Here is a 22,986-nt window from a genome sequence, read left to right as displayed (position 1 = left end):
CAGTTTCATATAAATTCCCTTTAAATCAGTTAAAACTAGTTGACGATGGGGTGTCGTTTTATGTATTTTTGAGTTGTTCAAAATTATGTACTGAATTACTTGCTTATTCATTTTACATCCTTTTAAGGACATTCCATATGTGGAGGCCCCCTACCCAAGGGCCAGAAGCTTTGGACGATTGGGGTAGGTCCAATTTCAAAGTGGACCTACCTTTAATTGCTTCTATTTTCTCTTTTTATCAAGCCCATTTTTCACTCTTAACCGAGCCTTTGGTAGAGCTTCAAACTGCGTTTTTATTTCAGTTAACTTGTCTGTTGCAATCCATATCAAATCACTAACTATCTCATTAGAAATGCCTTTTGTATTATCATTTCCAATCATGAAGTTTAGCAATGAAGAGGTTTGTGTTAGAAGTCTGACTAAATCATCATAGCAGTCGTTATCAAGATAGTTCACAACTTCGTTAGGTTGACCTAAAACTCCACGTTGTGTGATTTCTGAATTATTTGTTATATTAGTCATGAAGACTTTCCTTTTCGTACTTGGACAGTTTTTATTGCCTCAACTGGTGCAACAGTTGAGGCAATTTTAATTACAGCTTCAAATTACAAATAATAATTAGGCCTGTTTGTTTATAGAGTATATAGCGAATGCTGGTGGGGAATTAGGGAGGAAAAATAAATTTTTGACGAAGTTAGATTAAACGTAAGGCCAGGCCTACGTGTGAGCAACAAAACCTTACGGTTAACCTTATATACAAATTGCGCTAAGAATTTTTTGATTGGGCTCCCTTATTACTCCGCTTTTCTAGCAAAATCAGCTCTTTCGCCTCAGTTACCGACAATGGATGACCGAGCATTTGTTCAAGTAGTAAGAGCTGGGCGTAAAACCACTCTCCAATTGAGCAGTTAAAGTGGAGAACCTTGCCTGCATCACTTAAAGTGATATTGCAGCCATCCTTACTCTCATTAAACCGAATAGACTTATTGCGGTCTTTACCATGGTATTTAGACTCATACGTGTAATAGAGGCCGTGTGAAAAAGTGTAGAAATATTTGAATAGGTCCACATCACTGAGTTGAAGAGATATTTTCTCGGCCCACATCGCCTCTTTATTCTGAACAGGCGCTATTTCAACATTAATGGTATTGAGTCCTTTTTGAGATGTTACAGCTTGAAAGTTAATTGCGTACTGCTGTCGAAAGAACGTGTATTTTTTTCCAAATGGACTGTTACTCATATCAAGCCTTTTTATAGATCATCCACCAGCAAGAAACTACCATCATCATTCACAATACTAATTTCAGAAGAGTATGCATGGTGATTTAGCTCTGCATCGATGAACTCAAGTGTTTTCTTGGCTGGGTTTATCGCTAGTGCATAGTAAGCTTTGCTGGCATTGTTTGCTTTTGCAAAATCAACAAGCCCTTTATGCTGACCATCCACTGAGAACGCAGTAAAGAGAAAAAGTGATACTGGTTGCTTGAAGCGTGGCAACGCCACTTCATCAATTACACCTTTAAATTGATAGTAATGATCGTCTGTCGCTTCAATAAAGCGCAACCCTTGATGTAATGCGTTTTTACCTAGCGCAGAAAATACAGTGCCAGGCTTAAGGACAACATCACCAAACGGCACTTCTTCAGATGTGTCTACGTGTTGAACCTCTGTAGTCACAATAAACGTCTGGCCGTCAGTAAAAAGATTAAGTCGTGAATCGTTATTTAAAAATTGTACAGTACTCATAATTTTCCTAAATTAATATAATTCTCATGGTAGCGATGACCTACCCAATAATGTGTTTTAACCGGCCACTTTAAGCTCATGGACAAGAGGGTAACAATCGCCCTCAAATAAAATGACTTGGTTGCTATCAAGCAAAAAGACATAAACATAGCCGTCTAAGCAAACAATCCGATAAGTACCTCCAGCTCCCTTTGTTGCGTAATTGCTGGTGCCAAACGCTCCCCCATGCCCTACGCTGCCAGCACCAAAACTGCCAGCGACCACCTCGCCAGAGTCATAGTGAGACGCGTTTGTTTTTGTAAGAGTGATTACTTTGTCGATAAAGTCAGATTTTTTCCACTCATTAAAGCGTGAAGTTGACCAGCGAATAAGAGGGTTCAGTTCTGATTTTATTGCTCGGCAAAGCAGGACCTCACTTTTCTTTGCAACCTTATTTACAAACGTAGCTGAGGCATTCCATCGAGTAACGTCTGAATTCTGTGGGGCCGTGTTATTAAAAACGGCGTCACGCTCTGCACATTCTTTTTCGCACTCATCCATTTTACGTTTTACTTCAGCTTCAGGGTCTTCAAAACCCGCAGCTTTAGCATCTGATAACATTAAGTCATATAACAAATCACGCATGCTGCCCTCGTCAGTAGTATTAAGTTAAGGCCATAATAACCATTAAAACACATTTAGCAGGAAAAGAGCCTGCCCATGGAACAACATACAAGGAGGGGTTACTTGTATAACCTTCAATGTGCATTCCTGCCCTATCGCCTTTGTGCTTTGGATACGCCGCAGCGCCCCTGCGGGGCGCAGAAAAAAAGAAAAAAAAGAAAGAGAGAAAATAAGAGCAATCATGAAGTAAACATAGTTGTATGCTTGAAGGCCTATTATTGTGTATCACCTTGTATGTTGTTCCATGAGATAGGTTAGAATTTAAATTCACTCGGCACTCTATGTAATCTGACCGTACTAGAAACCACGCCTTCTACACAATATTCATCATGCTCAGTGATCTTAACTGGTGGATGGTCGGGGTTAGCCGATAGCAATTGGTTATTCTTCATGTCCGCTATCTTACATACAAACAACCCATTATACGTAGCAACAATGACATCACCGTGCTGAACCGTTAACTTCCTATCGATTAGCAGCAAATCACCATCAAATATACCGACCCCCTCCATGCTGCGCCCTGATGCTCGACCAATGAATGTGGTGGTTGGATCTACCAACATATCATCGAGTGACTTAGTGAGCTCTTTATAATTTACTGCAACTCCTACATTACTATCCACGGCACAAACTCTCTTCTATTTATAATCAGCCCATAGGGTAGCAAAAATACACCTTTGCGCTAGCTAACTAATTTATAAAATATTCACTTTACGCTTGTACGACTTAAGCACTGAAGTAAAGTGACAGCATCACTAACGAACACGCAAGTTGCTAGCATGAGTCCACATGGAAAATTGGAAGCTATCTGGGTAGGTGGAACCTTGATAGTTAATGTCGAAGAGCCACTTAATGTGGAAGCCCTTCTAAAGTACAGCACCGAAATTGAAAAAGCTATCAAAGCAAGAAGGGCAACAAATTGGAAACGATATGTGTCATTTTCTCCGTGTGCACTTGGTGGTCCTGACGTTGTAAGTTTGACGAAAAAAATAAATCAATGGTGCTTTGAGAATGGATGTATTGCTTGCGCTATTCACATCACATCTGCACCTCAGCGTTTCTTATATGGAAGTTCAGAATTAAACTGCCAGTTCTTCACTGATGATGAGCTGGCATTAAATTGGCTTTTAACACAGAAGGTTTAACAAAATGAAAAAATTTATCGCCCTTATCGTTCTCATTGTCGGCCTAACCGGCTATGGCATTTATAATAAAGAACAACTAAACATTTGGTTTGCCATGAATGATCACCAACAAGCGGCCAATCAGTTTTGGTTCACACAGAAAAACTTGCTGGACGAAAATGGAACAACCAATCTACCTTTTACTGACAAAGTAATACAGTTTGATTATTTTGTGTCAGCGCCTATTCAACAGGATGGGAAATACTATTTTGAAACAAAATTAGTGATTAACAATCAGCATTTACTCCCTCTATATACAACTGTTAAAGCGGTTGAAGGAAAATGGACCGTAGATACAAATGAGACATTTGCCAGTGCGGGTGATGCTAGTATTCAGTATTATATGAACCTGTACCAAAGCACTTTAAAAAACACTAACCAGTACATTAAAAACATGGCGCCTAAGATGAATAAAAAAGAAGCTGAGCTATTCATTGATAAACAGCTCGAAAACATTAAAACCGTATTCCTCGATACATATAGCGCCCAATAACCTTAAAAGGTCTTTTCCTGAAGCGCCTCCCTAACCTGATAGAATGGAATTAAAGGGGTTGATTATTCAATCCCACCACCTTAAGCGGTTATCCATTATGAATATAAAAAATTGCAGGTTCACACCTTTCATCTACGCACTACTGGCTTTACTTGTTTGTGCTGCCTGTTACCTCTATTCAAAGCAGTCACCACTAGCCACCATCCCAACCACCATTGACAGCAGTGCCAGCATTCCTGCAGAGCTGTTGGACGAAGCAACGCTTGAAAGCGAGCTTGGACTTGTTCTTTCAAAAAGCAATAAAAAGGCTAACACCCAATGGGAGAAAGTTGTTAAATCTGGTGCACTTTTTGATTGTTTTCGCCCATTAGGAGAGTATGAATTCAATTCGGGCCATTGGGTTACACCAGGTGTCGTGACTTACCGCAACGTGAAAGGTGAGCACCTATTTTCATTTATAGTAGAGTTATTTCACTCTTACGACCAGAGGCAATTCACGTTTGAAGGGGTTCTGAAGGAAAACCTGACCCTTAATTACAGTGCTGAAGGTTTGAGAATGCCTTTTCGTTATTTTTCACGCGAAATAAAGAGCAAAAGAGGCAACTGCATTGTACCTATCCCCAAAAAAAACACCGTGCTACCGCCTCCAACTTACAGTGCAAGTAGATACCGTTCGGTACTTGTTAGTTACTACAACGATGTTATAAAGCCTCAGCTCGAATCATTTTGGAAAAAATAAAAAGTGAAATTTAAACGATACAAGTTAGTAGCAATAGGCATGATTGCGTTGGCCATTTCATACACTTCGGTACGTTATGAAGTAGTGAAGATTGAATCAGACTCGATGCAACCGACTTTCAAAGAAGGTGAGTTTATAACGCTTAAACGTACTCTTTTTTCTAGCAATACATTTGTACGGGGGCAAATCATTAAATTCAACACTCCAAGTAAACCGAACGTGTTAAAGCGAGTTATAGGTATAGCTGGTGATATGGTGTTGATCAGCGGAAAAGAGACATACATTAATAAAAAAAATATCGGACATTTTGAATTAATAGAGCGTCATCTTGTTTCACATGGCGAGCATAATCAAGATGGCTACCCATTATCCGTTTATTACAGTGAGTTAGACACAGGCCGCTTTAATATAGCTTTAACAGGGGTTGTACCAGAGTATACTGATAATTACTTTATACAATCAGGCATGCCAGAAGGTCAATGGTATGTGCCGGATAACTACGTGTTTGTTATGGGGGATAACCGCGATTTTTCATACGACAGCCGGTATTTTGGGTTTATACCTATAGAGCAAATACAGGCATACTATGAGCCTTAATATAGGCTAGCTAACTCATTTCCCTTTTTGTATCTTTGCATAATACGGTATTTTAAACGTTTCATTGCAACTAACGCATAATTTAATTTCACCGGCAATCGATATTGTGTGCACTTCGCTCTCGCATCCGCAGTGTGGACACACTACATACAGTTCTCTTGCGTATATGATTGACTGATACATCGGTTTAGTTTGTTTTAATAAGTTATCCATACAACCTCTAAATTAGAACGATATAACGACATTGAGATCTTCATTCATAGCAATGCTTATATTATTTCCCTGTAGCTGCATCTCACACCGAGAAGGGTTTAATATATCGAGTAACCCTTTTCGAGCTAAGGCATAATCGCCCCAAAACACAGTCAATCCAATATCTGGATTATCACGATCATAATGAACCGCAACGGCTGCTTTATCGGCTATGCGCCCTCCCGTCACATTAACAGTGGCCATGCACGTAATTACGCCTTCATTGCGAGTATCTTTTAACCTAATGTGAGCCATAACTTCATAAAAGCTGCTAATCATTGGTACAATTCTGTTTCTCATTTAAATCCGTGGCTATGTAGATTTTGTATGAATTACTTATAACGCCAGCCAACGTATCAGGCGAAAAAATCTTTGAAATTGTCCCTTAAAACTCCCAATTAGCCTGAAATACACTTCATCTGCTTATCAAATACAGGGCTGTCTTCGCTAGCGTTTTTAATGGCTTTAAGCACTTCGTTAATGGTGCTGAATAAAAAATTTTTTATGTCTGAATCTGCCTGGCTCTCATCCAATATGCAATAAGCGCCACCAGCTGTTTTTGATAAAACAATATAATCCAACGTTCGCTGCGTATTTTTAACTCCGTCTTTTTTAAACTGAATATCGAAGTAAGCGATTTGAGAAGCTAATTCAAACTTAAAAAGTGGGTGGCTTCGCCCTAAGTCATTGTGTATTGGCTTTAGAAGTCGGCTGCAGGAGAATGAAAATCCTAGTTTCTGGTTATACCATTTAATAGATGAAAAAATCTTTTCAACAACAGTCCTTTCGATAAGTGTATTAACCGGTACCCATGATAATTTATTTGCAATTGGTTGAAAATACGTCAGTGATGGCGCAATAACACAACCAGCCTTTGTTTTAACAGGTGTTACTGCCGTCAGTAATAAAAATGGTCCTTTTTCCACACTAAGTTCAGATACCTGACTTAAATCGCGAAAAAATTTAAATGAGTGAAGCACTTTTCCCTTCGTTTTTTTAACTACTCGCCAGTATTTATCTAGCGTTTCAATTTCATCAATCACATCAAACAAAAAGTACGGTGCTGTATACAAGCCATTATCAAGTTCGTTTTGAATCTTCTCTTTTGTTTTTAAAAATTGGTCTAAACCGAATTCAATTCTTTGCTCGATTTCCTTTCCATTTACATACACATCTGAAATAGCGGTCTTTAAAATAGCGTGTATATTTGATGAAAAAGTTCTATCACAAGTAATGGTATTTACATCTCCTTTATCAACCAAGAACAACAGCAGGTTTCTTAGTGAGCTCATGCTTGTAGCCGTGTTCATTTCAGACGATGTAGGATCAAATGTTCCATTAAATACAAATGCGTTACTACTCTTCTCTTTAGAGTCGACTTGGCCCTTTGACGGGATGTAATGGAATGGGCACTGTGAACTGTGCAGGCCATGACCAGGTATATTAACTAAGAAGTACTGATTGTTCGTTCTTCTTACTGTCATCATTGCAGGTGTATCTAAACAGCAATCACAGGCAATCCAATATTTTTTATGTAACTTTTGTAATGTCGCTTGTATCTCTGACTGAGTAACGTGTTCTTTTTTTAATATAGAAAGAGATATCGTTGGGTCGAAAACCGATTTAGTCAGATCACCTTTTATTTTCAAGTCCATATAACCACCTTCGTACTATTCAAATAGCCCCGCATTGAAATCACTTATTACTAGTAGGTACTGGTGTAATGTCGAGCAACAACTTAGTTATCGAGACATTTGTACCAACCAATGTAGTAACGAAAGACTCATTTTCGTTGTTTGAAGGTGTTGTCGTGTATAAATCTTTTCCTCTAAGGATGTAAAACGTGCCATTGGACGTATCGACGTATGCATTAGTAATTTGAGTGAAATTGATAGTTTGGCTCATCGATGTCACAACACCTTCGTTGTAATACTTATTTTTTGAAAAACCGTAATTTACACCATCAATTGTTCGTGCCCACTCAGAACCTGTTGCACCGCATGTAATGCTCGAACTACCTCCCCCACTACCTGATAGTGTTGCTGATGTATCTGAGTTTGACGGGTTGATGTAGAACATGTATTCACTGCATTGTGCCGATTCACTGACTAACCCAGATTCTAAGTAAGTCCAAACTGTTAATGAGCCATGAAGATGATATGAATAACTTGATACTGCAGAACAGCTCATATTCGCAACGCTAGAAGCGTAACTTGCATAAGCAGAACGTTCTCCTGTATCAGATACAGTGGGTCCACCACTTAGTTGGCATGAACATGAATTTTCACCACCAAACTGGATTCTATATTCATGGTTAGCGCCTGAGCAAGAACCTGAAGCAGATGCACTTTCAGAGTTGTAATAAGTATTCTTTGACATGAATGTGATCTGGGACTCTGTTTTATAGGTGAATTTATTCGCGAAATCAGCTGAAGAAAATGTAACCCACGTAGTCATGTCATCAAATACAACATTGACAAGCACATCCCCTGAACTCACCACCAGCGCTTGAAGGTATTCAACTGAAGAATCCCCTCCCGAGCCTACAACCATAATATTTGGTGTTCTCCCTTGTGATTCTCGGCTTGCTGATTTTGTATTTAGATTAATATTAAAATCACTTCCGCTTTCGCGCTTCAGAGTTATTTCGCCATCTTTAACATATGCAGTGCCATCTTTCACCCAAATTGGTGTTGTGGCAAGTACAGGTAAGCTACCTATCATTAGCGATAGGGCATAAAGCTTAGTAAACTTCATAACTATCTACCTCTCCATTAAATACGTTCCACCAATATGTCGCCATCATGCGATCTACAATACTCGTCGGTGGATTGGGGTGTGCATGAGCTAATTTTTTTTCTATTAAAAGCAAATTCAGAGGGGTTCCATCGCGAAGGCGAACAACATACATGTAGGCTCCATCGACCAGGTATGAGTCCATTAGCACATGCTGATACTTATAGCCATTTAAGTACTCGGCTACACCTGCAGGATCATCGATAATTAAATCGGCCAAGACAGCTTCAACGTGTGTCTCAGTTGAATAGGTGTCTATCAATACGCCACCTGTTTTTGTGACACCCAATACAATTCCACCCGATTCATCTATTGGGCTATAACTTGAGCCACCACTTAATAATGCAACAAACCCATCTTCAGAATGTAGGAATGCGCGGATATCCCATCGTATCGCTTCTTTAAGTGCGACTAGTTTAGTAGGCATAAGTGCATTTCGGATATTGGGTGATGACACCAGCACGGCCACGACTGAAAATCCGAGCAGCGACACAAGAAATAGGTTGATCATCCATTTTGGAAAGATAATCTGTAATCGATACATTAGCTCACGCATTAATTCACCTTTAACGCGAACCATTGACCATCCACGCTTACAATAACTTTATTATTTTGAGCTTTTATCAAGATAGGTGTAAAAGCCCCCTTATTTGTTGCGACAGGGATATCAATCTTTTCCTTCCAGAGGTAATATGCGCCGTTTATAAATGCACCATCACTTTCAATACCCGTTGCGTATAAAGTGCGCTGAACGTAATAGCCCAATGGAGTCTTCGGTTTCGGTGGCTCTTTAATTTCTATTTTCTTTTCAATCGGCTTTGGCTTTTCAATAATTATTTCAGGTTCGTTTTCAACGAATAGTGATGAATCTAGATCTTCATTTAAATTGCTACTTTTCTCAAAATTTGCATCTAAATAGTAGGTATTTTCTGATACTTCAACTGTTGAACTAAATCCTGAAATCGAGTTACTGCCAATAACAGATATTGATTGCACATCAAGCGTTCTGCTTGCCATCCATTGCTCAGAGAGGCGGTGTATACCGACGAAGACAGCAACTACCACACAAAATTTGATTGCAGGACTCATTGTTTGCCATTGTTGAGATAGATTTTTAATCATGCTTTCCCTGCCTCTTTAAGGTACACGCATAAATCATAGAAATTTACTTTTATGCCTTTATCAATGCTAGTAACAGTATATTGGTCAAAGTCAGTACCTGCTCTTTGCTCAATTTCACGCATAGCTGACACTACAGAACCGATACTTTGGCCTTTAGCCTCATACCCTGCATAACCTTGTCCAAAACATACCTTTCTAAGCCCTAGTGGGACTTGAACCCCACCTATCGTACTCACAATGTTTTCGTTTTTTGTTATGTTTGGCACATCCCTTGTTGGGATAAGAGAGGTGCCTTTAACATTCAATTGCTTTGATAAAGAAACGCGGTCACTATCACCTACGTTTTCGTATGCACTTTCCCACTGTGTCATAACCGTTTTTTCAAGTGACCGCAGTTTATCGCTGTAGCGTTTTGATTCACTATTAATGGCAGCTTGCTGCTTTATCAACGACTCCCAAACCGGCTTAATATTTTTGATGTAGTTAATAACCATTGAAGCAGAGACAATCGCTCCTGCTAATATGATAAGTACACGAATGTTAACCATTTGATACCTCATCCCTCATACGTCTTTCACTGAAACGACCAACAAACTCGACGCGATAATAATAACGCCCCTTTGAAATGTATTCGCGAGGATTACCAGGAGTGATAAACTCATCAGTTACATCTGCCAAGGCGCTTCCTAGCGCTCTATAAACAACATCTATAGATTCACCTTCTTCCATAAGTGACGATTTCATGATTAGAAGTTCTAAGCTGAAATGGTAAGGAGGTAAGTTGTTACGTGATTTTGTTTCTCTACTGTAATCAACCGTTTTAACAACGATTCTAGAAGGGTATTGTGATGCAGCACTACCTACCGCACGCACAAGTATTTCTAAGTTATCAGTATCGAGTTTCTTTGCTGCTTGCTGGCGAAGATGAGTGTCACGCGCTTCCCAAATAGCAACTTGTGAACTATTACGACCTTGATTGTCTAGACCATCAACCTGCTCACTTAATGCTATGTATTTTTGACGCTCACTTTGAAAACGATTGCTGTAAAGCTTATCTGCAACAAACACAAATGCAGGGCCAGCTAAGATTGAAATCGCTGTTAGTACGACAACCCCCACTGACGCTTTCGTATTTTTTCTTGTTGTATCTAACAACGGGAGTTCGACAGCGCTTTTTAAAAGCTCTGATTCTGGCAGCTGGAATAACCTATCTCGTAATAAACTTGGCCATGTATCAATATCATCTAAGCCAAGTACACTATCACTATAAATATACGCGTTATGGTTAACTGTAGACATTCCTAACTTATAGTTATCTAGTGCATCATAAAACTCTGAAAGGAATGCGTTACGATGCTTGGGTAACCCTTTATATGAGCGTATTGCGACTACCTTTTTATTCGTTACTGTCCACACTTCAACATTGACGGTAGGGTGAGATTTCGATGGAACCGCATGGCACAAGATGAAGTTACTTTCATTCTTTGATATTGCATCAACACGCTTAGAAAGTCCTACTGATGCAATAAGTGCTGACTTTTTATCTTTAAACTCATCTTTCTTTATAAACTGCTTATAATAGCCGTATGTAGAGCCTGTTTTTTTTCTATCTAAAATGCTTGTTAAATCCTGCCATGCATAGATAAAAAGGCTAATATCGCGGTTCGCTCCCATGAACGGATACATGTATTTTTGTTTTAGAGGTAAAGCACCCTGCTCAATAAACCCTTCATGAGTTTGAAAGCCTTTCTTAGACTTCGAAAACTCGGTGATAACACTTTCGCCACCTAGCATTGCACCAGCTTTTACAGCTTGCTTTTTTTTAGGTGTCACTAGTTTAAATAACTTAGAGAGCATTGCCGCCTCCGTATATATTGCTAAACAATTTAAATACTATGTACGCAACCGGAAGCATAACGAGAATAAGAGACAGCGCTTCAATAATAGGCTTTGTCGATTCCACAGCGGTTTCATATTCTTCTATGAACGTATCTGCTGCATCTCGCATTTTGTCATCCCAATCACCGGATGTACCAGCTGCATTTACATATGAAAGATATAATGGAGGTAGTGCAGAGCGCTCATCATCTTTATCCCAGCTTTCAGAAGACGTTGCTGCAGACCAATCCTTGCCTGTTTCAACATCAACAAAAATTTTGTCGATAGCTGTTGAATTGTACTCGTTTAGTACTGACTTTAAGGACTCCTTAATCTCAAGCATAGGAATACCAGACCTCGCCATTAAGGAAGTGAATCGACACCAAGTACCAATTTGACTCATATTCATTAACGCGCCAAAAATAGGGATTTTTCCAATAAACGCCCCTACTACTGCCGCGATTGATTTTGAGTTCATCATTTTTATTAAAATAAAGGCCACAGTGAGCATTGCTGCAGGGTAAGACCATGAATTGTCTCTGACAAAAGCGCCTAGAGTTCCCATAGTCTGTAAAAACAAATCGTTTGTTTGATCGCGTTGGGCTAGCTGTGAAAAAATGCCTTGAGCTAGAAAAAGCACAACACCAACAAGAACGACTAAACTAACCATAGGCATACCCAATGTTTTCTTTATTTGTCGTTTTGTTTGGCGCTGAAATTTTGCTATTTTTGACAATTCTTTAAATGCCTCTTCTAGCCGACCTGCTTCTTCATTCGCTCGAATAATTGAGAGTGTTTTTAGATCAAATAGTGTCGTTTTTTCGATACCTGAAGATAATGTTCCGCCATTATCAACTACCTCTTTGACAATAGTGAATTCTTCTGTGTATTTCTTATTGCCATTAAAAACCATCGCATTTATGGCATACTGGACACCACTCGCTTTTATGTTTGCCGCTAATAATGCGTAAACGTCTGGTTGATCATCAATACTAATCATTTTTACACCACCTCATCCAATAGAGATTGTATTGACACAACACCATGCTCAATGCCATCTAATACACTATCTCTCATATCGACATCAGGTTCCTCTGTTATGCGAGCGAATCGACTTGTTTCACCGAAATTAAGTAACATCATTTTTCTGTTTCGATTGATTGTGAACACTCCAAAAACCGGTACCCGACCTTTTACGCACTTACCGCTACATTCTGGGCAAACAGTGTCTTCGCTAATCATTCCGGTTGATACTATGGCTTCCATACTTGAGAGTCGGTGCGTTTGCTTCTGATTTAAATCCAACTTTTCACCTAAATCTTTCACTTGAGCCTCAGAAATAGGATGTTTCTTACCGCACCTTTTACACGGTGATGCGAGTAAATTTGTGCTAAAGATGCATGTCAAAGCTGAAAAGAATTGTACTAAGTTAGCTGGGCTTGACTCTAACTTTGCAGCTAAACGAACAAGCGCCTCTTCTGCTGAAGTTGAGTGGAATGTGGCAAATGTTTTATGGCCTGAGCTTGCTATATCACCTGCAAATATCGCGGTCATAGTGTCACGAACCTCACCAATGAAGATTTTATTAGGATCTTGCCTTAGAAATGATCGCAATATACTTTGCCTGACCGTTAACTCATCTAGCTCCCCTTTTTCTATTTGAACTCGCACGGCATCGGTCAGCTGTATTTGCACCAAATTTTCTGACACTTGCTCGATAGGATCTTCAAAAGACAAAATACTCTCAGAACCTTTGCTAAGCTGTGTTTGCTTATCAAGAATGGCTCCCATTAACGTACTTTTACCTGAGCCTGTGGGACCAGCCGCAATAACTAAGCCGTTTTCACTTTTTAAAATTTTGTCAATGTAATGAATGATGTTCTCAGGAACATTTAAGTCTTCCAGCGAGGCAATTGAGTCTTTAATCTCCCAAATACGTAACACAACACGGACCAACTCTTTACCTGACGCGTCCTTAATCCCCAAAGGTGCAAATTCTGGACGCATTTTTATCCGCATTACGCCTGCTTGGTTCTCATAATCAAACACCATGCCTGATACAGGTCTCGTTATTGTGCGTCCAACTTCACCTGCCTGGGTTGTGGAGTGTAAATAGCTCACCATCTCTCTAAATGTTGCGTGTTTAATACTTAATTTCGCAGCTGATTTATGTTCTGCAACGTTTGATAATTTTCCATCCACACGTATCTTTATTGAAACACTATCTTCATTTGGCAATATTGAAGGGTCACAGTGAATATCTGTACCTCCAAGCTTGATTGCTTCATTAAACAGTGCGGCCCAATTTTTAGCTACATTGTGCTGTTTCATATCTTGTTCGAATAAAACTTTTGAGCCATTTTCAACTGCAGAGTTAGCTGATGAGCTACCTAGCTCTGAAATAATGGTGTCTTCTTCCGTTAAAAAGTAATAAGTGTTACCTTCACCAAAGGAGTCAGAAATGCTGCGAATGCGAGAACGCACCTGTGGGCCTAATTGCATAAACTCTTTGAGCTTTTCTTCTGTTCCAAAGCCTAGGTACAACGTCTCATGCCCATTCAAATTGCATGTAAAAGGGATACATATTGCTTTTTTGCACTCATCAACAAACTCGGCGTCTTTTAAATCTGGTATTGCTTCAAGTGATAGCTGCCTTATTTGCGTCATTGATGCTAGGTAAGGCAACTCAAGTATCACTGCAAGCAGTTGATTTTTTGCATCTTGAATGTTTTTTTCATTCGGTGTTTGCTCAAAAACCCAACGCGCAAATGGACGCCGTTTATTTTTATCGACGTTCAAATGTTCTTCTAAAAATTTATCACGCCTTGATTCATCTAACAGGCCTTTTTGAATAAATACATCGCCTGTTTTTAGATTGTCATTTTCAATGCGCTCTAAAAATCGGATTTGGTCTTGAATGAAATCGGGTAAAGAACGAAATTGCGTAAAACCCCATTTATTAACGTATTTATTAAAAAGATCTGTCATTTATTAATCTGCTTTAGTCATTATGTGAGAAAAAATTAGAAATGATTCACCTGCTGAGTTTTTCAAGTTTTCTGATTCTACATACACGACTGCCTGCGAATCTGACAACACTCTATACTGGACAGGTGTACCATCAATTGCATATAAATCACTGCAAGTAAGCGCAGCGCCATCAAACTCAAACACACCTATGCACGAATTAAACCCACCGGTATAACCTACCGCATCGACTAAATCGATAGTGTCATCTGGCTCTAGTTTCACCCCTGCAGAGGTGGTTAAAGGTAATGTGTTTGATGAATAAACTAATCGTTGAACTGTTTCATCTAGAGAGCGATAAATACGCGTTCGCAAATTTGATAAAGTTGAAATGGTAGTAGTTTGATACCAATAAACATCACTCGGCGGTTTGTAATCGCCTTGTTCAGAAAAAAGGTTTGTTCCAACCTGATTGTTTTCTAGCACATCTTCATCAGCATAAGCACTATCGTAGCGCTTATGCCAAATGAGAGCTTTAAAATAAATCAATCCAACATCATCAAGTTCAACGGATGCGACACCTATCCTATCAGTCGCCAGAGATAATAACGGCGCATTCCCTGCATACCCTGTTAATACACCCAATGTGGCCGGAGCAGTGAATTCATTGCTAATGTAACGCTCCATAGCGCGTGAGGTTTCAATCATCTCTGATTGAAACACTTGCTCATATAAATCACTCACTCGCCCTTCAGCTCGGTACTGAATAGTCATCCCAAGCGTAGAGATGAAACCGAACATGACAAGAAATACCATGACCACAGGCATAACAACTACACTGCAAATTTACGTATAATTTTAAGGGTGCTTACACCACCAGACGAAGCCGTATGTTGTATCACACCGGTTGTGTCTGCAGTTGATAAATCACAGGTAGAAGTGCTTCCTTCAAATTTGGCAAGTAGGTCACACACTTCAGCATCTGGAGTGAGAGTGTATTCCACTGATAGCTCACCTGATGGTTGAGATGAAGAAAGACTCATCACAGATGAACCCACCTTATAAACCCCTTTTGAGCCATTCGTTGGTGCTGTTGTAATTTGAACCATGTCTGATAAACCAGATATATCAATGCGGTTAAAGTTGCTTTGTTGAGCTGCAACGATGGCTACATCCCCCCCCACACACATATCCAGTCCATCATTACCACTATTGTAATTAGGGTTAGATAACACATTAGAACCCCATCCTAAATTAGCATGTACGTTTAAAATGCATGTTTTTAACGTATCAGCCGTTCGCATTTTCAACAGTGCAGATGCTTTACTGGTACCTGAAAAAGCTGAAGGCAAGACAATAGATGCCAAAATACCCAATACAGCTAGAACCACTATTAGTTCTAATAGTGAGAAACCACTTTGTTTTGTGTTGCGATTGTTTATCTTCATGATAAGTCCTTAATTAATGTAATTTAGATTGGAAACAAAATATTATTGTTGTTACTCACATCAGGGCTTGCGCCCCGACTAATGAATCGATTAATTCTCAATGCACCTACGTGTGGCGCAGTGTCTGCTGTCGATGCGTCAACAGCTGTTAAGTCAAAATCAGCACAATACTCAATAGAACCGCCGAACAGGGTTAGGCCATAACTCGCCTCAAGTCCGACTATTGATAAAACATTGACATTCGCGCTTCCTAAGTCATACCAGCCATTGATGCAACCACCGTTGACGGTTGGATCAGAGCCTGTGTAATCTGGAGTAGATGGATGAGTTGAAACGGGCAAAAAATTAATATTTACATCGGCATTATTCGCCAACACCAATTCATGTTTGTATTCTCTGATTTTTTGCTGAACTAAAATGACACGTTCTACTGAGCTTGATGCCAAACCTTGCAAGATTTCCAAGTTATTAAATGGCACAGCCTTTTCTATTGTAGAGTTAGGTACCCACCCTGTTTGGGTATATGCAGGTGTTTTCCACGATTCATCCGTGTCACATGTAGAGCTTTTAGGACAATTAGTTTGGACTACAACAGCGGCTCGGTATTCAAGAATAAGATTAATCGCAGATGGTAGGTTAAGAGAAGCTTGATACGTTGTTGCATCAAGCATCAAACCACGCACGTTTTTTACTGATGAGCTATCATAATTTGATATCTTAGCTGTGCGTTGTGTTCTACTTTCTACATAATTAACCAATGCAGCATTTGTTGTGTCGATTGCACAAGAATAACAATCACCCTCGGTGAATGCAGAAAGAATGGCGCCACTATTATGAACTGATGCATATTTAACATGCGCGTCAGCAATAGCACGCAATTCAGTGTCATTTTCCAAATCTCGCTCAATCTTATAAAAACCGGCAATTTGATTGATCAAACCAGAAGAAGCACTTGCCGCTATGGCAAGAATCGTTATAGCAACTAATACTTCAATTAAGGAGAAACCATGGCTTTGGCGATAATTCATCTTAGACGCTCGCTGGAACTACTTTTGCTTGCAACAAAATGTAATATGTGACCTTTTCTTTCAGTCTTTCCGAATTACCAAACAGAGCCCCTACATACGAGTCTTTCAACCCAGAAGTACCACCTATGCTGTCACTAAGTCTCGTCTGGGTACGGCCTGCAGCAATGACTAATTCACCATTTTTAAGTTTAGGGCTTACTTTAAATTCTATAGTATCAACGTTTTGGTAATACCCTTTCTCAACATCATTACCAATAACATTTGTTATTTCCTTTTTTTCACCCAAGACGCTTAATTTTACATCGACTTTGGTTTTGACGGTTCCGCTTTTCATATCCAGCATGGGTAGAACTGTAATGACGCTGCCAATTTTGTATGGGAGCAATTCACTGCTTGTGCCGCCACCAGTCGTTACACCATCTGCAGTAACAGAATTGTTAGTAGTTAATTGTTGATTTATGCGATTTTGAACATCTGATAACGTAATATCCTCACCATGAAAAGCCTCACCTTCAAAATTGCCAATCGTTTGGATATTTGAATTATCTTCAGTGTAAGCATTAAATACTTGCCAAGTCTGATCCAATGATTGCAATCCCAACATCGAACTACCTATCATGTTATCGATGCCACCAGCGAACCAAGTATTAACACCTGGCTCTGAAATGCTCACATTATTGTAGATATCATTAGACACGATACAGCGGTATGAATGAGTGCAGTACGGAGCTAAGGCAGCGACATCTAGCCCCTTTTGTTGGCGCTCAGTTTCAGTCTGCGCAATGATACGACCTTTAATGACGATCTTAGAATTCATGAGAAGGTCAATTTCTTTTAGGTAATTTGCTACACGTTTTAATTTGTGTTTAGGCGCAGACACATATATATGACCAGTCGCTCTATTGATAGAAACTGTGCCCACTTTCTTTTCAATCATCCCACCAGAAACTGTTGGTCTAGGTTGTAAATTTGAAACTAATGACTCGTAATCAGTACCATTTGGCCCGTCAGTAATCTTAAGTTTTGGATTTGAAGATGGCTGTTGATTTTGATTATTAACAAGGACAACTTCTTGTAACATTGAATTTAAAAATCGCTCTGTATCATTCCAAAACGCCGCTTTTATTTCTGTCAGTGTCGTTAATGAGTTTACATCACCTGATGCACCACCTTGACCGCCCCCAGATCCGCCTTGCGCGCCTGAGCTTGAACCACCCTGACCACCACCATTTGGTGAAGCTGTGTCTTTTGTTTTGTTAACAACAAATTGACTCAACTTCTTTTCTTCATCTGGTATATTTAGGCGATATTCGAAGGTCGGCAAACCTGTAATAACAGCATACGGTTTACCTCTGTTGTCTTCGACCATGTGATAACCCATACCTAGATCATACGTGATCATATCGAGTGCTCGTCTAGCACTTGTATTTTTAATCGCGTAATTTAAAATCGGTTGCTCTAAGTCCACACCATTTTGTGAGATAACGTTCAAGCCTTTCTTCTGAAACATCTGGATCACGGCGCGCATCGTAGCCCCATTCGCCATGTTGCTCATATTAATGGTTGTTGTATCAAACACATCTTTATTTGCAGATTCACTTACTTTCGCTTCATATGAAACTTTGGGTGTATCTAGAACTGCATAACTTTTTGTTTGTTGAATTTGACTGATTTTTTCTTGCTGTTCTTTCATTTCAGAATCAAATTCTTCATCAGGTTGCATAGCAATGCATCCTGCCAGAGCAACGCTAATTGATGATGCTGCGAGGGTTTTAACTAATTGGTTATTCATTATTTAGACTTCCTGCAATTTTCAAATACATCTGGGCCGCGATACTCAAGCGTGACCGTATTAGTCATTGAATTAAATGTTGAAAAAAACGAATATTGTGAAGCGTAATAAGTAAGGCGCTCATACTTATTTTTAAAATGCGAATTAGGGATCGTATAGGTGTACTTTTCTATCAAATCACATGGGATATATGTAAAATCCACATTACTTTCTGGTATACCTAATTCAGTTTTTGCAATTCTGATGATGTTCTCATTTACCGTGCCTTTTCGGATTTCAACACCACTTACAGCAACTTGCGTAGATTCACTTCCAGCACTTGTGTTTGCCCCTTTAACCTGTTTAGTCTTAGGAATGCTGTAAACATCTCTTTTTGAAACTGAAGTACCGACTGGGTTTGCTGAAACCTGCTCGCTAGCTGAAAGAGGGTAAACTTTAATTATTCGCCCCTTAGCTGCTTCATCTTTGGCAAAACAGCCAAATGACGAACAAAGCAAAGTTACACATAAAGCAGAACGTATCATTGAAAAGTAACCCCCAAAAAATTGAAACAGCCAACAAAGTTATTGCAGCTAAAACCTGAATTAGTGAAAACTTACGTAATGAATCAAGCCCATTCAATAAAAAAGTGATTATTTCCAAATTTAGTTAAATATGGCTCTTGACGGCTGTTTTAGAAGTGGAGTTAAGTGAATATTTCTGTATTTTTTTCTGGACTTTATGGGTTTTATACTGACCTTTTCAGTAGTTAAAACGAAAAGCTATACTCTTAAATCAATAGTATAAATTGAATGCTTATATCGTTGAATGAACAAGAGACAAGGTAAATTTAAACCCATGAACGAATGACCATTATTTTATTTCATGACCAACATGAATACTAAGTTATGTTTTGGATGAGTGAACAGCAGTAGAAGAAAGACGTTTAAATATGTTAACTACGTTATATCAACTGGGAGGCTTTAATATGAATGTAAATTCAGTAATTTGTTCAGTTATAGGTTCGTGAAGCTTAAAAACTCCCACGCAGAAAGCTGTGGGGTATTTCGCAGATATTGGTAAGAAAGTAAACTAAATTACACCACATGCAAATGGTTAAGCGTAAGGATAAAGACTGCCAACCTGACTGGACAGAGAGATAGATTACCTCTTACGCAATAAATTGAATGCAAGATAGCCGCTGTAGTTACCACTCAGCGTGAGTTTTAGTGCATAGCCTGTCTTTCAAAATGCCTCAAAGAATCTTCAATAATTCCATCCAATATATGTACTGGAGTTTCTTCTTGCTCGTCGGGTATGGAGGCGTTACTTAAAACCTGCTCTCTTCTTCGCCTATCATCAATTTCATCATCCAAGTTACCACTTGGATATAACTCAACCAATAGCTGTCGTGCAGTTTGTGAACCAAGCTTTTCGATAAGCGCATCTTTTACTATGGTGTCATCCCTTGTTGATGTCGTGGCCCACAAAAATGACGGGCCATACATGGAGTATAAAAACAGCTCCCAGCGTGCCTTATCAGTCTCAATAAGCGTAATAACAGTCGAACCATCTTTATTAGGCCTGCGCATACTACTGCGCAACCTTTCAACAAGGTTTGATGGTAATTTAAAATGATTTGTTAACGATGCTATGTTGGCTTCGTTACCTCGGCCAAGAATGACAACATCTGTTGCAAGTTCAATCATGTCTTTAGGGAAGTCGGTACCTCTTTGCGAAGCTAATATAACGTCTACTTTCCACTTTCTCCCCTCTCGGATTGATAACTCCTGCAATTGCATTGCCATTGGATCGCCTTTAAAGCGATGCATTTCATCGCCACTAAAACGTTTCGGTGTTCGTTCAATAGAGGCAATTAACTTGGTATGGATCGCTGTATAGTCAAACGGAAATAACCCTGAGTTATCTGATTGCATTTCAGACAAATGTTCTTTACCAGTAAAGATACGCTTAGTGAGTGTAAAATACGCCAGGAAATACATGAGACGTAAACGTCTGACCGCGCTTTCACCAACGCCTTTACCAACCTCATCTAAGTCAAGACTAACGATACGAGATGAACCAATATCGAACTTTGTTACACCGGAAAGAATTGGGTACTTATTAAGAGATGATGTCAGTTTACGCTCAATATACCGGCACATTTTCTCACCTGTGCTCTTAACGGTCAGCTCTTCAAAACTGTTAGCAATACGTGGATCAGAGATTATTGATATAACATCCTCCATTACTGGAACTGCATATCGTTGTGCAATTGCCGCGCCGTGCAATTCACCATGCTTTGCAAGGAAATCGACTACATCCCACCACTTTATCACCCTGTTATCGATGTTAGCAGACTCAATATCTAAAGCTTCCAAAAGCTCATCGACTCTTGGCGATACATTCGGCCTATATTCATACGATGTATTACGATCAGCTCTGTATTTATACACCAACTGTATAACCTGTGTTATGACATCACCAACACCTTCTGGTGCAACACCTGAATCATCACCAATACACAGCATTGTTAAGAAGGTCTCTAAATAAGCTACCTGATTGGATAGTGGATAACGTAACCCTATTGGTGTATCAAATGAGTTGATTGCAGACTCTGCTCTATTCTGGAGTTTTTCATACACTACCTCATGCTTTCGATGCTTTGGCAGTGCATCCCTTACCATTGAGCAGAACCCTTTCATACCAGGGCCTATATCTATATTAAGTATGAATGGCAACTCATCATTATCAGGATGCAGTAAAAGCGAAAAGTGCTCACCATTCAAATGCACCGTTTTGCCGGAACCCATTGGCCCAACAATAAACTTTACCCACGCTAATTGCTGTTTCGAATAAGGCATATAAGAAACTATGCGGCCAGTATTGGTTCGATAGAGCTTCGACCCCTTCTCCCACGCTGAGCCCATTCGAGCTATTGGAGCCATTTTCAATGAGTCGTAAAGTGGCGCTGCTGCTGCATCAGCCACTGAACCTAGCATTGTACCACCTATGCTAGATAACATGCTCTCTGCTTCGTCCCCTTCAACAGCGGCAACGTCACAACTACCCCAGCTTGAAATCTTTCTGGCAAGACTGTGCTTACGCTGCCTTATTTCACGGAAATCATCTACGTTCCGACTCCATGTGCAAAATGAAATTTGTGATGAAACAATCTCTTCACCTGCTAGTGAGAGTGCTTCGAGATCATAGTAACATTGTCTTAAGCGTTTATTTGATTCTGAACCTGTAAATGACAAGAACTGCGCAAGCATGACTTTCATGCCAAAAACGCCCATACCATTATGCTTCATCAACATATGCATTCTAAAAGGTAACCGAGACTTATAAACACTGCCAAATAAAGCGTCAAATGGCTCTGGTTGTTTCGGGTGAGTTTCCATACTCAAAGGAGCATAGAAAACATCACCACTTCTCACGATACCTTCTTCATGGTCCACCATCCCTCTTGGCATCAATTGGTCTGCTATGGGCTGATGGAACATACCAGATAGATCAGCATCATTATCTGAAAGTATTTTTAATGAAACCGGATCACCTGGTACTCTTGGTGACCAATCTTGTGGCGTGAAAGTCTCATCGATATTAATTCTAATATCACGCAAGAAAGAGTGGCTGTCTGAAATAGAGGAATATATTCTGACATTGAGCAAATCACTGACTAATTGTTCACATGCTGCTAGATGCTTTTCGTAAAAATCCGGTGCTACAAATGTAACTGGCTGAGCTTTATTGTGTCTTGGTGTACCTGCCATGAATTCATTGCGGCGTTCTGCATGAAGCTTTTTTTCATTACGAGTGCTCATATGAACATTTGTCCAAACAAGCAAGTAAACACTTTCTTCTTGGCATTTTTTTGCGTGAACATCATGTATTTCTTTTATGATGTCCTCTAAATCTAACTCTAATTTTTTTGCAGTTTCTAAAGCTTGGGATGTCCACGCTTTTTCTAGAGCTTCGTCTACGTTTTCAGGATCAGATTTAAATGTCCATGAAAAAAAGTGATCTTCACTCAAGATTAGCGACTTAAACGAACTTTCTAGGGAGTCTAAAATATCAACGTATTCTTCATACCGTATATCGCGGGTAGAGCCATGTACCTTTATCGCTGTAAGCAAAGTACCATCACGCATTACGAGTGTATTTTTACCTTCAGTGGTAACAATATCGATAAAGCTGCGAGGGTTAACATGTAAGAAACTGTCATTGACTCGCTGAAATAACCAATCAAAGTTAGATGCAATGCTTTCAAATATATTTTTTTTATACGCTAGTTTCATA

At 39.5% G+C, this 22,986-nt stretch carries 24 protein-coding genes; 4 read left to right on the top strand and 20 right to left on the bottom strand.

Annotation, left to right across the window (positions count from 1 at the left end; translation table 11 throughout):
• Positions 1-222 precede the first annotated feature (222 nt).
• The 5 genes from EVU92_RS20850 to EVU92_RS20830 form a co-directional block, all read right to left on the bottom strand.
• The gene (locus EVU92_RS20850; RefSeq protein ID WP_130053095.1) at positions 223-522 is read right to left on the bottom strand and encodes a hypothetical protein; all 300 of its coding nucleotides are present in this window, start codon (positions 520-522) and stop codon (positions 223-225) included.
• Between the two features lie 244 nt (positions 523-766).
• Positions 767-1,240 carry a hypothetical protein gene (locus tag EVU92_RS20845; protein ID WP_130053094.1) on the bottom strand — a complete coding sequence of 158 codons (474 nt, stop codon included), beginning with the start codon at positions 1,238-1,240 and terminating at the stop codon, positions 767-769.
• A gap of 11 nt (positions 1,241-1,251) precedes the next feature.
• Entirely contained in the window at positions 1,252-1,746 is a 495-nt protein-coding gene (locus EVU92_RS20840; RefSeq protein ID WP_130053093.1) for a hypothetical protein, read from the bottom strand.
• A 57-nt stretch (positions 1,747-1,803) separates the two neighbouring features.
• Positions 1,804-2,370, bottom strand: coding sequence for a hypothetical protein (locus EVU92_RS20835; RefSeq protein ID WP_130053092.1), 567 nt, complete (start codon positions 2,368-2,370; stop codon positions 1,804-1,806).
• A 293-nt stretch (positions 2,371-2,663) separates the two neighbouring features.
• Positions 2,664-3,032 (bottom strand): S24 family peptidase, encoded by a 369-nt coding sequence (locus EVU92_RS20830; RefSeq protein WP_240701342.1) that lies wholly within the window; start codon positions 3,030-3,032, stop codon positions 2,664-2,666.
• Positions 3,033-3,188: 156 nt separating this feature from the next.
• Between EVU92_RS20830 and EVU92_RS20825 the strand changes: the two genes are divergently transcribed.
• From EVU92_RS20825 to lepB, 4 genes are all read left to right on the top strand, one after another.
• The gene (locus tag EVU92_RS20825) at positions 3,189-3,554 is read left to right on the top strand and encodes a hypothetical protein (RefSeq protein ID WP_130053091.1); all 366 of its coding nucleotides are present in this window, start codon (positions 3,189-3,191) and stop codon (positions 3,552-3,554) included.
• A 4-nt stretch (positions 3,555-3,558) separates the two neighbouring features.
• On the top strand, positions 3,559-4,086 hold the full coding sequence (locus EVU92_RS20820; RefSeq protein ID WP_130053090.1) for a hypothetical protein: 528 nt from the start codon (positions 3,559-3,561) through the stop codon (positions 4,084-4,086).
• Between the two features lie 97 nt (positions 4,087-4,183).
• Positions 4,184-4,825 (top strand): hypothetical protein, encoded by a 642-nt coding sequence (locus EVU92_RS20815; RefSeq protein WP_130053089.1) that lies wholly within the window; start codon positions 4,184-4,186, stop codon positions 4,823-4,825.
• A gap of 3 nt (positions 4,826-4,828) precedes the next feature.
• Positions 4,829-5,422 (top strand): signal peptidase I, encoded by a 594-nt coding sequence (gene lepB / locus EVU92_RS20810; RefSeq protein ID WP_130053088.1) that lies wholly within the window; start codon positions 4,829-4,831, stop codon positions 5,420-5,422.
• A 225-nt stretch (positions 5,423-5,647) separates the two neighbouring features.
• Here lepB and EVU92_RS20805 read toward each other — a convergent pair whose 3' ends face one another.
• From EVU92_RS20805 to EVU92_RS20735, 15 genes are all read right to left on the bottom strand, one after another.
• Positions 5,648-5,974, bottom strand: coding sequence for a hypothetical protein (locus tag EVU92_RS20805; RefSeq protein WP_130053087.1), 327 nt, complete (start codon positions 5,972-5,974; stop codon positions 5,648-5,650).
• A 98-nt stretch (positions 5,975-6,072) separates the two neighbouring features.
• Entirely contained in the window at positions 6,073-7,329 is a 1,257-nt protein-coding gene (locus EVU92_RS20800; RefSeq protein ID WP_130053086.1) for a DUF1173 family protein, read from the bottom strand.
• A gap of 40 nt (positions 7,330-7,369) precedes the next feature.
• Entirely contained in the window at positions 7,370-8,431 is a 1,062-nt protein-coding gene (locus EVU92_RS20795) for a hypothetical protein (protein WP_130053085.1), read from the bottom strand.
• Positions 8,418-9,050, bottom strand: a complete 633-nt coding sequence (locus EVU92_RS20790; RefSeq protein ID WP_130053084.1) for a hypothetical protein — start codon at positions 9,048-9,050, stop codon at positions 8,418-8,420. The genes EVU92_RS20795 and EVU92_RS20790 overlap by 14 nt, the downstream gene beginning before the upstream one ends.
• Positions 9,026-9,592: a hypothetical protein gene (locus EVU92_RS20785; RefSeq protein WP_130053083.1), complete on the bottom strand. Its 567-nt coding sequence runs from the start codon at positions 9,590-9,592 to the stop codon at positions 9,026-9,028. The genes EVU92_RS20790 and EVU92_RS20785 overlap by 25 nt, the downstream gene beginning before the upstream one ends.
• Positions 9,589-10,140, bottom strand: a complete 552-nt coding sequence (locus tag EVU92_RS20780; protein ID WP_130053082.1) for a hypothetical protein — start codon at positions 10,138-10,140, stop codon at positions 9,589-9,591. The genes EVU92_RS20785 and EVU92_RS20780 overlap by 4 nt, the downstream gene beginning before the upstream one ends.
• Positions 10,133-11,449 carry a hypothetical protein gene (locus tag EVU92_RS20775; RefSeq protein WP_130053081.1) on the bottom strand — a complete coding sequence of 439 codons (1,317 nt, stop codon included), beginning with the start codon at positions 11,447-11,449 and terminating at the stop codon, positions 10,133-10,135. The genes EVU92_RS20780 and EVU92_RS20775 overlap by 8 nt, the downstream gene beginning before the upstream one ends.
• Entirely contained in the window at positions 11,439-12,470 is a 1,032-nt protein-coding gene (locus EVU92_RS20770) for a type II secretion system F family protein (RefSeq protein ID WP_130053080.1), read from the bottom strand. The genes EVU92_RS20775 and EVU92_RS20770 overlap by 11 nt, the downstream gene beginning before the upstream one ends.
• Before the next feature lie 2 nt (positions 12,471-12,472).
• Positions 12,473-14,458: an ATPase, T2SS/T4P/T4SS family gene (locus tag EVU92_RS20765; protein ID WP_130053079.1), complete on the bottom strand. Its 1,986-nt coding sequence runs from the start codon at positions 14,456-14,458 to the stop codon at positions 12,473-12,475.
• Between the two features lie 3 nt (positions 14,459-14,461).
• Positions 14,462-15,238, bottom strand: coding sequence for a hypothetical protein (locus EVU92_RS20760; RefSeq protein ID WP_130053078.1), 777 nt, complete (start codon positions 15,236-15,238; stop codon positions 14,462-14,464).
• 32 nt (positions 15,239-15,270) lie between these two features.
• Positions 15,271-15,885: a prepilin-type N-terminal cleavage/methylation domain-containing protein gene (locus tag EVU92_RS20755; protein WP_130053077.1), complete on the bottom strand. Its 615-nt coding sequence runs from the start codon at positions 15,883-15,885 to the stop codon at positions 15,271-15,273.
• A 23-nt stretch (positions 15,886-15,908) separates the two neighbouring features.
• Positions 15,909-16,913, bottom strand: a complete 1,005-nt coding sequence (locus EVU92_RS20750; RefSeq protein WP_130053076.1) for a prepilin-type N-terminal cleavage/methylation domain-containing protein — start codon at positions 16,911-16,913, stop codon at positions 15,909-15,911.
• A gap of 1 nt (position 16,914) precedes the next feature.
• Positions 16,915-18,705: a hypothetical protein gene (locus EVU92_RS20745; RefSeq protein WP_130053075.1), complete on the bottom strand. Its 1,791-nt coding sequence runs from the start codon at positions 18,703-18,705 to the stop codon at positions 16,915-16,917.
• Positions 18,705-19,229, bottom strand: a complete 525-nt coding sequence (locus EVU92_RS20740; protein WP_130053074.1) for a hypothetical protein — start codon at positions 19,227-19,229, stop codon at positions 18,705-18,707. The genes EVU92_RS20745 and EVU92_RS20740 overlap by 1 nt, the downstream gene beginning before the upstream one ends.
• 681 nt (positions 19,230-19,910) lie before the next feature.
• A complete protein-coding gene (locus tag EVU92_RS20735; RefSeq protein WP_130053073.1) occupies positions 19,911-22,985 on the bottom strand; it encodes a hypothetical protein in 3,075 nt (1,024 codons plus the stop codon).
• Position 22,986: the final 1 nt, after the last annotated feature.

The sequence above is a fragment of the Pseudoalteromonas sp. MEBiC 03485 genome (genome assembly GCF_004195145.1).
Taxonomy (GTDB): domain Bacteria; phylum Pseudomonadota; class Gammaproteobacteria; order Enterobacterales; family Alteromonadaceae; genus Pseudoalteromonas; species Pseudoalteromonas apostichopi.
Note: the sequence above shows the minus strand (reverse complement) of the source record. Positions and strands in the feature narration are given on the sequence as shown.